This window comes from Vibrio sp. Of7-15 (assembly GCF_022347565.1).
In the GTDB taxonomy this organism is placed as follows: domain Bacteria; phylum Pseudomonadota; class Gammaproteobacteria; order Enterobacterales; family Vibrionaceae; genus NORP241.
On the sequence record NZ_JAKRGH010000032.1, the window covers coordinates 48,005 to 59,470 of the forward strand.

Below are 11,466 nucleotides of genomic sequence, written 5' to 3' on the forward strand. Positions count from 1 at the left end.
TCTCGGGAATATTGTAATTTATATGTTTTTTGTCAATTAGATAAAATTTCTTCAAAAAAATATTACGGTTTTGGGCAATTCACTCGGTGTAGTAAGTGAGATTGAGATGACGTATCAGATGCGTATTTCAGCTCCAACTTATTATTTTTAAATTGCCCAAATAAAGGAAGAAACAATGAAACCACTTCAACTTTCATGGATCACAGCTGCAATGTTAGGCCTAAGCTCATTTGCTCATGCAGGCTTTGATGGTGCGATCAGTGACAATACGCTACGCCAAGTGGGTGAGTCGGAAGTTTATGTGCCATTTTTCCATGCAAAAGGTAAGGCTGGCATTGGCAGCGCTACGGGTAAACGTGTTGATTTTCAAGGCTTATCAAATAATATTTTCTCAAGTAAACAACGCGGTGATGTGTATACATCGGGCAGCAAACACTTTAGCAACTCCCACTATAACTTTGTGCAAGTCGCGAATCAGGACGTCTGGTTTGGTGAGTGGTATGAAGGCAGCCAAGATGTAAGCTTTAATAACCGTGCGGTTTATTATGTGGGTAACGATGCTGGCACGACAGTACCAACAAGCGGTACAGCAACGTACAACATTGCTGGTATTAACAAGTTCTCTGGTGGCAACCAGCTAGCGGGCACATTCAATGCAGATTTTGGTGCACAGACTCTAAATGGCACGATTTCAAATGCTTCACTGGCAGTGACAGTGAATGCCCAAATTAACTCAGCAACGGCTGCTTTTAATGGTTCGGCAATGGCAACGCAAGGCGGAATTAATACCTCTGGTGTTTCTCAAGGTCACTTTTTTGGTGCGGATGCTGCTTCATTAGCAGGTATTGCGACCTTTGACAGCAATAGCCAGCTAGACACGGCGTTTGGTGGTTCTAAGCAGTAATTAATTTTGTATGTATTCGAACGAACAGGAGCAGTTTCGGCTGCTTCTGCTTTTTTGTACCTGCAGTTTGAGTCAAATATGAAAGTGACTATTTTTTCTCGTGTATGTTGTGTGCTGCTGATGAGCAGCTTTTTTCCTTTCGCCGTGTTTGCCAATCAAGACACGAACCTTCGTCTTCAACAGCGGGATGATTTGAGCGCCCGTCAAACAGAGCGTGCTTTTATTGAAGAGGAACTCAATAAAGAAGAAGAGGCAGCGTCGATCACGGTGAATGGTCAAACGTATGATGTGGGTAATACGCTTCATGAGCTTGGGCAAGCTTTACATTTGGCTGTGCAATCACGTCAGTGGTTTTTGGCGCAAGATTTCCTTACACGCTACCAAGCCATTCCGGGGCACGATATGTTATTGGTGCATTATGCTAAAGGGGCAATCTTTAGGCAGGACGGGCAGCTCACCGACGCTGAGTTAGAATATCACGCATTATTAGAGAGCCAACCTAACTTTTTGCCTGGCCAATTAGAGTTAGCGCGGGTACTGTTCGATAATCAGAAAAACAGTGACTCATTGGAATTGTTTCAGCGTGTTGATTCAGCGTTGCCTGCTGATAACCCTCGGGCTCAAGGGGTGCGCAACACGGTTGAAAGTTTTGTGAATGCCTTAAACCATCGTGACACTTGGCAGGGGGCGTTCAGTTTTGGCCCGAGTTTTAACGATAATCTTAACCAATCATCAGAAAGTTATACGTGCTTATTACGCCATGCAACTGGCCTTTGCTTGATGGACAGGGTAACCCCAGAAGCAGAGTCTGCCACGGGGATTGATTTTGATGCCAGTTTGAATAAACGCTTTTCTCTAGAAGGCCATCATGGGATCAGTTTTCGGGGCTTAAGTTATGGCTCAGTTTATAACAATCATACTCAATTTAATGAACATACTTTAATCGCCAGTCTAGGTTATAGCTTTCATAGTGCAAAAAACCGTTTTTCTTTCTCACCTCAAGTGGAGTATAACGCGTCGGGTAACCATGCTTTGTATGTGTCCGCAGGTTTAAAGGCCGATTGGGTAAAAAATATCTCGGCGAAAAGTGCATTTAAGTTTGAAGGTGAGGTGGAACGCCAAACCTATCGGCCAAAGGCGTTAGATTACCAATCGGATTGGCAATGGTCATCTAGCATGACGTACTGGCATCAAGTTGCAAAAGGGTGGCTATTATTCGGTGGTGTGGATTGGACCAAAAAAGAAAACGATCAAAACGTGCATGAATATCAGTTGATTGGTGGGCGCTTTGGAGTGAACAAAAGCTGGGATTCAGGTTTTGATATTAGCCTATTTAGCTCATTACGAGAGCGAAAATATGGTGGGTTCAGTGCTTTATTGGATGCGAAAAGAGAAGACAAAGAGCAAAACCACACGCTAGTCGTGGCAGCAAAGAAATGGTCGGTGTACGGATTTTCGCCGTTATTAACATGGCAGCACACACAAGTGAGCAGTAATGTGGATTGGCTGTACAGCTATCAAAAGAATCAATACAGCATTAAGCTTGAGAAGCGCTTTTAGTCGTGAGCAATCAATAGCCGAAAATTTTTTAAATTATTTTTACGGTTTTGTTAGGCTCATTCGGTATAGAAGGTAAGAACAAGGCACATGTCTGATCAAGGCTGTGTCTTTTTGCGTTTTTTACTGGATGAGTTTAATTGAATGATCGCCAAATTTTCTAAAATATATCTGCTCTTTGTGTTGCTTTTTAGCACCACTCAGGTATTTGCACAAAAATCGGTAACACCGATGGAAACGGACACTGGCTCTGCCATGAGTGAGAATGTGACGTCTCCAGTTAGCTCTACTGCTGTTGTTTCAGCTTCAATCTCGGCTTCAACTTCAACTGTGCCTGCGCCGATTATGGATCTTCCTCAACAGACTTTATCAGCACCGAAAGTGACGCAGCATGATATGTCACCGATGGGCATGTATCAGGCGGCAGATTGGGTGGTAAAGTCAGTCATGATCAGTCTACTGTTCGCATCGGTACTGACATGGGCCGTGTTGATTGCAAAACAAGCTCAGCTCACCATTGCATGCCGTCGTAGCCAGTCAGTGCTTGGTGAGTTGGTTGAATCTGAAAGTTTTTCAGAAGCCGAGCAACGCTGCGATGAGCTTAAAGGTGGTGGTTTAGCGCTCATCTCATCCACTCGTCACGAATTAATATTGTCCTCTATGGGAGAAGCCAGCGACGACGGTATTAAAGAGCGAGTGCAAATTCGTTTGCAGCGAGTAGAAGCGTCTTTAAATACTAAGATGACCGTTGGCACAGGCGTACTGGCGACAATTGGCTCTGTGGGCCCATTTGTCGGTTTGTTTGGCACCGTATGGGGGATCATGAATGCATTTATTGGTATTGCTGAATCACAAAGTACCACATTAGTGGTGGTGGCTCCGGGGATCGCTGAAGCATTATTAGCGACAGCGATTGGTTTAGTGGCGGCGATCCCAGCCGTGGTGATTTATAACCACTTTACTCGTGCTATTGGTCGTTATCGTGCTTCGCTTGCCGATATTACGGCGGCACTGTTGGTTTTGGTTAGTCGTGATTTGGATCGTAAACTCACCGCATTAAAAACAGCGCCACAACCAGTGAAAAATGCGGGGTAATTATGGCCTTTAAACCTTCCTCAAGTTCTAATGAAATGGTCGAAAATCACGATATTAATGTCACCCCTTTAGTGGATGTGATGTTGGTGTTATTGATCATCGTGATGGTGGCTGCTCCACTGGCAACGGTGAATGTTCCAGTCGATTTACCGTCATCGTCTGCTAAGCCTCAGCCACAACCCAATGAGCCTTTTTATCTAACCGTCCAAGAAGATATGGTATTAACATTAGGTGAAGAACAAGTGGTAACGCTGGATAAACTCTCATACGCACTGAACAATGCATTACCCAGTAAGGAAGAACGAATTTATTTAAGAGCAGATAAAGAGCTGGTATACCAAGACTTAATGAATGTGATGAATACCTTGGTAAATAGTGGATACACTCAAATTGCCTTAGTGGGGGAAGAAGTAACGCCACAAAGGCGAGAAGTTGAGTCGGGATCATGAGTGCTTTCTCAGGTCAGGGCATGAAAACTGCCCATTTAGAGGGCTTTATAGGGTGGATTGTTGCGGGCATTTTTTTTAGCTTACTGCTTCATGTTGCCGCCGCTGTAGCGTATTTTTGGACGCCTCGTCATTTATATACACCGCCTCCTGCTGCCGCACCTATTGCCGTGAGTTTGGTCGCGCCTTTATCTTCACCTAAAGTAAATCATGTGGATGTTGGCGAGGCTCAGCAGGAATCCATGCAAAGCCGTAAAGCCGAACCTCAAGAAACAACAGAGCCTAAGAAAACAGCAGCGATTGCTTCGGAAGAACCACCTATAGTGAATGAAAAAGCAAAAGTAAAACAACCTGTGCTAGACGCATCGCCGAAACCTGCTAAGCCTCTTACCAAGATAGTGAAAAAGCAGGATAAGACGCCGAAGAAAACCGAGCTGCCTCCTAAGCCTAAGCAAGATCCTCAAAAGGATGATGCACCGATAGATTCACTGGCGAAAAAAGCAGCAGCTCAACCGACCGTTCAAGCTCCGAAGCAAAGTGAGCAAGTATCAGCGCCATTTCAGGGGCAATTGAGCCATGCTGAAAAGACTGCACGTATCCGGTGGCAACAAGCGTTACATGCTCATTTAGAAAAGGAAAAACGGTATCCTCGCATGGCAAAGAGGATGAGAAAGCAAGGGATGCCCGTGATCGATTTTGTGATGACCCGTGATGGGAAAGTATTGAATGTACGTTTAGTGAGAAGTTCAGGTGTCCCATCCTTGGACAATGAAGCTCTTGATTTGGCGTATCGTGCACAACCATTGCCCAAGCCTCCGGAGATGGTTATTGGAGAAAAGTTGACCATGACGCTTCCGATCAACTTCTCTCTTTAAGGAAAAAGCAGAGCTATCTGTGCCTCTTAATGAGCGAATAAAGCCTCAGTACTTTAGTCAGGGTGGCGGTGTTGATTTATCTCATCGCGCAGCCGTAGTGCTTCGGCTCTTGCTGCGTGAGCAAAATTCTCACTGGCGTCGGCGTACAATATGGCTCTGGATGAACTGATAATTAGCCCAGTGCCATCAGAAGTTTGGCCTGCTTTGATGATAGCCTCCACATCACCGCCCTGAGCACCAACGCCGGGGACTAAAAAGGGCATATTTCCCACTAACGAGCGTATTCTCGCCATTTGGGATGGCCATGTTGCTCCAACCACTAATAAGCAATTGCGGTTTGTGTTCCACTCATTAGCGATTAGGCTGGCTACTTTTTCATACAATGGCTGGCCAGATACCTCAAGATCTTGAATGTCTTTTGCTCCTGAATTTGAGGTTCGGCACAGAAAGATCACCCCGCGTTCTTGGTATTGCAGAAAGGGTTGAGCAGAATCTGATCCCATGTAGGGATTAATGGTGACTGCATCCGCATCATAACGCTCAAAGGCTTCGCGAGCATACATAGTAGCAGTACTGCCAATGTCGCCTCTTTTGGCATCTAGAATCACAGGAATGTGTGGGTACGCTGTCTTAATATAGTGAATAGTTTGCTCTAATTGCTGCTCAGCAGATTCAGAAGAGAAATAGGCCATTTGAGGTTTAAACGCGCACACGAGATCATGAGTGCTATCGATTATGGCTTTGTTAAAGTTGAAAAATGCGTTGTGCTGATGTTTAAAGCGTTCAGGCATTTTATTGATATCGGGATCTAAGCCAATGCAGAGTAGTGAATTACTCTTTTTCCACGACTGCTCTAATTTTTTGATAAAACTCACGCAGTAATACTCCTCTTGTTACTCGATTTACGCTTTTATTGAATAATGAATTGTGATGAAAGCCATGTTCTTTAACGGACCTGAATGTTGTGTGGACATGGCCTAAGGCACAATAGGTAATCGTGTAAAATGAGGTCATTATTTAGTAAGTGAGATAAACAGCGTATTATTGTGTAATTAAGTTGTTTGATATAAGTGAGTTTTTACAGGTTAGTTTTATATTAATAAATACAACAGAATAGAGTAGGTATTGAAATGGATTTTGTAATAAAAGAAAACCCAGAAGAGAAAGAGATTGAGGAAGTTCGTGCCGGTTTGATTGAGCATAACTCACCTTTTTTAAGTGGGGTAGAAGAGCAAGAAGTGGCGTGTTTTTTATATCATGATGATGGCGCTAAAATAGGTGGGATCACTGGTCGTATTTGGGGGAGTTGGTTATTAATTAAATTTTTATGGGTTGATGCTAACCATAAAAACAGTGGGCTTGGCTCGATATTATTATCTAAATTTGAGCAGTATGCGGTGGAAAAGGGGTGCACATCGGCACTGGTGGATACCTTTAGCTTTCAGGCTCGTCCATTTTATGAGAAACAGGGATACCAGTGTCAGATGACGCTAAATGATTACCCTGTCAAAGATCAATTGCATTTCCTAACTAAGCAGTTGTAAAGGCTATTGAGGTGGTTTTTCCTTATTGTTACTTAAGTTATTAACTTTGAAGGCTTGTTTTTGCTATTAGTATCACAAATGGCTAGGTTTGTTTTGTAATTAAGTCGAAATTAGTTTTGTGACGGGTATATTGCTTTGTTAATTCAATTTGAGTGTACGAGGGCAACATGGCCATTTTAAATGTACTTACCATTCCTGATCCTAAATTAAAAATTCCAGCCACTGATGTACAGGATGTGAGTTCTGTACAAGGCTTAATTGACGATATGTTAGAAACGATGTACAGCACCGAAGATGGCATCGGTTTAGCGTCCACCCAGGTTGGTCGTCAGGAAGCGATTATTGTTATTGATATCTCGCCAAACCGCAATGATCCCCTGATCCTAATTAACCCGCAAGTGACTGAAGGTAGCAATAAAGTTTCAGGGCAGGAAGGCTGCCTGTCTGTGCCGGGTTATTATGCCGATGTAGAAAGATACACCAAAGTGACGGTATCGGCATTGAATCGTCATGGCGAACCAGTGACGGTGGAAAGTGATGATTTTCTGGCTATTGTGATGCAGCACGAAATCGACCACCTTAAGGGGATCCTGTTTATCGATTATTTATCCCCTTTGAAGCGAAAAATGGCGCTGAAAAAAGTGAAAAAGCGCAATAAAATATTTGCTTAAACGAGTATTAGATACAGAGCCACCAACAAATGCATACTGACTACGATCATCGTTAACCTTTTTCGTAAAGGCCGGTATATCGCTGGCTTTTCTTCGTGTTCACTTTCTCTTATTTTCATTTCAGTTAGCCAGACAGTAATGAAGCCAAATAAGAGCACGAGCAGTGAAACCATGTTGCTGTCTGTTGATTGCAACATCACCCCCCACGCTATAAATGCCAATAAATTACTGAGGATAAGCGCGTTTCTACTTAACGCATGCTGAATGTGGTCAATGGCGTTGCCCCATAAAGCCCCAGAAAGAAAACTGAGAATAACGGCACTATAGGTAATAAAAACGTTTACAGCGGACAAACCGAATAACTCTTTTTCGATCCCGATGGCCACCATACAAAGAGCAAAGGGCAGTAATCCAAGATAGCCTAATCGGCGGACGATGATGTCAGGTGATGTTGTCATATTTTGCCTTGTCATGAAATAAACACAGATTAAGTGTGAACCAAGTTTGAGAATATGGGTAATTAATTGAATATCTTTTCGGGCTATTTGAAGCTATCTCATTCATTCTGTGAAATAAAATGTTACACATAAATGCCGCAAATGAGTTTTTTTATCATGTGAAATAAGTATAGTCCGTATTCCGAACGTTATATTTATATGATAATTAAATCAATAAGTTGGAAGTAAAATGAAAAAAATCCTTTCCCTGAGTGTGGCCGCAGCACTGTCCTTCCCTAGTTTTGCTGAAGAAACTGTAATTAATGGACTAGATTTTGGCCCATTGGCTCAATTGGTCGGTACGTGGAAATCGTCAGACGCGGGTGGTGTGGACGTTGCACCTGGTCAAGAAGGCTCAGCAGCGGGTGAGGGGGCTGCATCGGTTACGCCATTCTACGAAGTCATGACCTTTGAAGTGGCCGCAGACGCCAAAAATGCCAGTGAGCAATATCTGGTGGCCCTTTACTACAAACAAGAAGTATTCCGTAAAAAAGACGACTCTAAGTTTCATGATCAGCGAGGCTACTTCATCTACGATAAAGAGAACCAAGTAGTGTACAACTCTTTCTGTGTTCCTCGTACTACGTGTGTTACCGCTGAAGGAAAAGCGGGTAATAACATGACATTGGTCTCTTCTAATCAAGGCATTGCTGAGTCTAACTTCATGTCTGATAACGCTTCGACAGAAGATTTTATTATGAACCTAAACATCACGAAAGATCGTTTGGTTTATTCGCAAACGACCTCAGTAGAAGTATATGGTGAAGATTTCTCTCATACTGATGCCAGCACCCTATATAAAGTGAAGTAATCTACTTCTTTAAGGCTGCGGTCATGATTTTATGAGCATAATGTCAATCATGGCCGGAGTCTTGTTTCTTTTCTCTTCTTTCTTTCCACTAGGTTTTATTTTCCGTCGATTGACTCTATCTTTTTGCTTACATTCAGTTCCGAAAGTGGCGAGTATCAAATCTTAAACCACGTATACTCTCGGTATGAATGGTAAGAGGTGATGTAGGGTAATGGAAATAAGCACATTTTCTGATTTATCTATCGAGCAGTGCCAGCGTGCGCGTCAGTCACGTGATGCTCGGTTTGATGGTCGTTTTTATATTGCAGTGAAAACGACGGGTATTTTCTGTCGCCCGATTTGCCCTGCAACCACACCCAAAGAAAAGAACGTTGAGTATTTTCCAAATCCAGTGCAGGCGCTGCAAGCGGGTTATCGGCCCTGTTTGCGTTGTCGCCCCGACAGTGCGCCGGGTTCGTGGGCATGGAAGGGAACCGAAACCACCTTTCAAAGGGCTGTAGGGCTGATTGAATCTGGTGCTTTACAACAAAGCAGCTTAGTGGTGCTGGCAGAACGTTTGGGAATTAGTGATCGATATTTACGAAAGCTATTTCAACAATATTTAGGGATGTCACCCAAACAATATGCCCAGTATCATCAATTGATGTTTGCTAAGCAGCTACTTCACGGCAGTCAGCTAGGTATCAGCGATATTGCTTTAGCATGTGGTTTTCAAAGTGTACGCCGATTTAATGATGCGTTTAAAAAACAGTTGAAGTTAACGCCGAGTCAAGTGCGCAAAACTTTAAACGTGCCAGCGACCTATAACCGATTAACCCTGGCATTTCGGCCGCCATTTAATTGGGAGCATACACTGAACTTTTATCGTTTAAGAGTCGTCGAGGGGGCAGAACTGGTTGAGGAGCAAAGCTATCAGCGAACTTTTCGGTTAGGGCAAGGAAAAGGGTGGTTCAAAGTGTGGCCCGCCAGTGCAAATACCCTCACAATGGAGTTTGAGATTGAAGACATTACCCAGCTAAAACAACTGGTTTCTCATGTTCGGCGGATGCTCGATTTAGATGCGGATATGGCAGTCATAGAGCAACATTTAGAAAAAACGGCTTCAGGTGTATTAAGTGGCAGTGGCATACGCATCCCCGGGGTATGGGATACATGGGAAGCGGGGGTGAGAGCCATTTTAGGGCAGCAAGTGTCGGTAAAGGCGGCGATCACACAACTAAATCGTTTTGTGGAGCACTTAGGTTATCAAGATGCAGGGAAGACTTATTTCCCAGAGCCAAGTGAAGTGAGTCAAAGTGAATTAGCGTTTTTAAAAATGCCGCAAAAAAGAAAACAGACCTTGCTTGCGTTTGCGCACTACATGGAACATAGTCGAGATCATCACCCAGATGAGTGGCTTGCGATAAAAGGCATTGGTCCATGGACGGCGAATTACGCTAAACTGCGCGGTTTGTCTGAGCCTGATTGCTTTTTAAGCTCAGATCTCATTGTTAAAAAATTTATGGCAACACAAACATCCTTAGATGACAGTGTAATGTCACCTTGGGGCAGTTATGCCACTTTTCATTGTTGGAATAAACAGTCATGACATGTTTTACGTATTATCAAAGCCCGATCGGTAAAATGACAATCCAAGCCAGTGATTCAGGTTTGCTTGGTATTTGGTTTGAAACCCACACGACTCGGCCTGATGAGCTGGGCCAGCAGAATGATGCCCATCCAATATTGACGATGACGGTTGGCCAGTTACAAGAATATTTTAATGGCGAACGTGTAACTTTTTCTGTGCCACTAGCGGCGACAGGAACGCCATTCCAGCAAAAAGTGTGGCAGGCATTAACCACCATTCCTTTTGGGCAAACGTGGAGTTATCAAGATCTGGCGAATGCTATTGATAACCCTAAAGCAGTCAGAGCGGTAGGGCTGGCTAATGGCAAAAATCCAATTTCAGTTATTGTGCCGTGCCATCGCGTGATTGGAAAAAACGGAAAACTAACGGGTTATGCGGGTGGTGTTGAGCGTAAAAAGCAATTACTTGTTCATGAAGGTGTATTTTAATAGGCGTAACTCAGGAATCGTTGCAACACAGGGGGAATTCTTTGAGGTGTGCCCAATCTCTTGATGATGGTTGCTTTCAAATTCATACGGTAAACGTGTTTACTGACGCAATTTACTATATTGGGTGTGCAGCTTCTGGGTTTAACTGCTTTGATTAAGTAGAACGTAGGAGATACCCAAATGCATAAATTAGTGAATTATTTTAATCGACGATCTACAGAGTGGTTTGTTCAAAGTGATGATTTATTGTGGATCAGCATGGACGGTCAAGCTCTTTTGTTTGCGTAAGCGGTTTTATGGTAGAACAATGGAAAAGTTAGGCTGTGTCCTTCAATTATTTGAATCATCGTTATTGACCAAAATTTGAAATAACAAGCAAAACTTTGAAGGGAAGAGTGATTCTCTTTTCAAGAAGTTTTGCGGCCTTAGAACGAGTTTTGGTCATAACCCGTCGGGCAGAGCCCTTTTCTGCACAGCACTGCTTCAAAAATCCTTTATTTAGCCAGCTAAACTTCAGCCTTTTTTCATTGTTCTGATTGAAAATAGCGTCTGCGATGATACCAAGATAATTAAGGGATACAGCCTAGGGTTTAAGGATATAACCCCCCAGTTTTTTCGAGTGTGATTGCAATAATATTACGCTTGTGATTGAACTTGGTGTTGTAGCTGTGCCATGATCTTGCCCCATTCCTTTCCGATATACTCATTCATTTAATTTAGGCACGCAGTGCTTTAATAGCGGCTTCAAATTACGCTAAGAGCAACAATATGAACATTTTTAAACACCATAGAGATAAATTTCACCAAGGGTTAGAAGAAGATTTAGAAATAAAAGAGGAGTTCTATCAAGATCGATTATATGACTTGGAAGACGCTCAACTTTCTTTAGAGAGAAGCCTTCGACTAGGTAAGTTTCAAAGGCATGTAGGTGTGCAGTCTTTGAAGAGTTATAATCATTGGGTAGAATCTATCTTCTATCAGTTTTCAGAGCGACATCAACGTTATTTG

13 protein-coding genes are annotated in these 11,466 nt (G+C 43.1%); 11 read left to right on the forward strand and 2 right to left on the reverse strand.

Annotation, left to right across the window (positions count from 1 at the left end; translation table 11 throughout):
• The first annotated feature begins 175 nt into the window (after positions 1–175).
• The 5 genes from MHO82_RS22630 (at position 176) to MHO82_RS22650 (ending at position 4,877) form a co-directional block, all read left to right on the forward strand.
• A complete protein-coding gene (locus tag MHO82_RS22630) occupies positions 176–904 on the forward strand; it encodes a Slam-dependent surface lipoprotein (protein WP_239188202.1) in 729 nt (242 codons plus the stop codon).
• Positions 905–982: 78 nt separating this feature from the next.
• The gene (locus tag MHO82_RS22635) at positions 983–2,464 is read left to right on the forward strand and encodes a surface lipoprotein assembly modifier (RefSeq protein WP_239188204.1); all 1,482 of its coding nucleotides are present in this window, start codon (positions 983–985) and stop codon (positions 2,462–2,464) included.
• Between the two features lie 342 nt (positions 2,465–2,806).
• Positions 2,807–3,556 (forward strand): tonB-system energizer ExbB, encoded by a 750-nt coding sequence (exbB, locus tag MHO82_RS22640; RefSeq protein ID WP_239188230.1) that lies wholly within the window; start codon positions 2,807–2,809, stop codon positions 3,554–3,556.
• A 2-nt stretch (positions 3,557–3,558) separates the two neighbouring features.
• Positions 3,559–4,005, forward strand: coding sequence for a TonB system transport protein ExbD (exbD, locus tag MHO82_RS22645; RefSeq protein WP_239188206.1), 447 nt, complete (start codon positions 3,559–3,561; stop codon positions 4,003–4,005).
• Positions 4,006–4,025: 20 nt separating this feature from the next.
• Entirely contained in the window at positions 4,026–4,877 is an 852-nt protein-coding gene (locus MHO82_RS22650; RefSeq protein ID WP_239188208.1) for an energy transducer TonB, read from the forward strand.
• A 53-nt stretch (positions 4,878–4,930) separates the two neighbouring features.
• Here the strand turns inward: MHO82_RS22650 and pyrF are convergent, their stop codons facing one another.
• Positions 4,931–5,752 carry an orotidine-5'-phosphate decarboxylase gene (gene pyrF, locus MHO82_RS22655; protein ID WP_239188210.1) on the reverse strand — a complete coding sequence of 274 codons (822 nt, stop codon included), beginning with the start codon at positions 5,750–5,752 and terminating at the stop codon, positions 4,931–4,933.
• Between the two features lie 255 nt (positions 5,753–6,007).
• Here pyrF and MHO82_RS22660 point away from each other — a divergent pair, with 255 nt between their 5' ends.
• Both MHO82_RS22660 and def read left to right on the forward strand, forming a co-directional pair.
• Complete coding sequence (locus MHO82_RS22660; protein WP_239188212.1) at positions 6,008–6,421, forward strand: GNAT family N-acetyltransferase; 414 nt, start codon at positions 6,008–6,010, stop codon at positions 6,419–6,421.
• A gap of 167 nt (positions 6,422–6,588) precedes the next feature.
• A complete protein-coding gene (gene def / locus MHO82_RS22665; RefSeq protein ID WP_239188214.1) occupies positions 6,589–7,092 on the forward strand; it encodes a peptide deformylase in 504 nt (167 codons plus the stop codon).
• Here def and MHO82_RS22670 read toward each other — a convergent pair.
• Positions 7,089–7,550: a DUF3429 domain-containing protein gene (locus MHO82_RS22670; protein ID WP_239188216.1), complete on the reverse strand. Its 462-nt coding sequence runs from the start codon at positions 7,548–7,550 to the stop codon at positions 7,089–7,091. The genes def and MHO82_RS22670 overlap by 4 nt on opposite strands.
• Positions 7,551–7,779: 229 nt before the next feature.
• On the opposite strand from MHO82_RS22670, the gene MHO82_RS22675 reads away from it, so the two are divergent.
• The 4 genes from MHO82_RS22675 to MHO82_RS22690 all read left to right on the forward strand — a co-directional run.
• Positions 7,780–8,400, forward strand: coding sequence for a heme-binding beta-barrel domain-containing protein (locus tag MHO82_RS22675; RefSeq protein ID WP_239188218.1), 621 nt, complete (start codon positions 7,780–7,782; stop codon positions 8,398–8,400).
• Positions 8,401–8,611: 211 nt separating this feature from the next.
• Positions 8,612–9,988 carry an AlkA N-terminal domain-containing protein gene (locus MHO82_RS22680; protein ID WP_239188220.1) on the forward strand — a complete coding sequence of 459 codons (1,377 nt, stop codon included), beginning with the start codon at positions 8,612–8,614 and terminating at the stop codon, positions 9,986–9,988.
• Entirely contained in the window at positions 9,985–10,458 is a 474-nt protein-coding gene (locus MHO82_RS22685) for a methylated-DNA--[protein]-cysteine S-methyltransferase (RefSeq protein WP_239188222.1), read from the forward strand. Before MHO82_RS22680 ends, MHO82_RS22685 begins: the two co-directional genes overlap by 4 nt.
• A 768-nt stretch (positions 10,459–11,226) precedes the next feature.
• A partial coding sequence (locus MHO82_RS22690; protein WP_239188224.1) for a hypothetical protein occupies positions 11,227–11,466 on the forward strand: 240 nt, incomplete at its 3' end.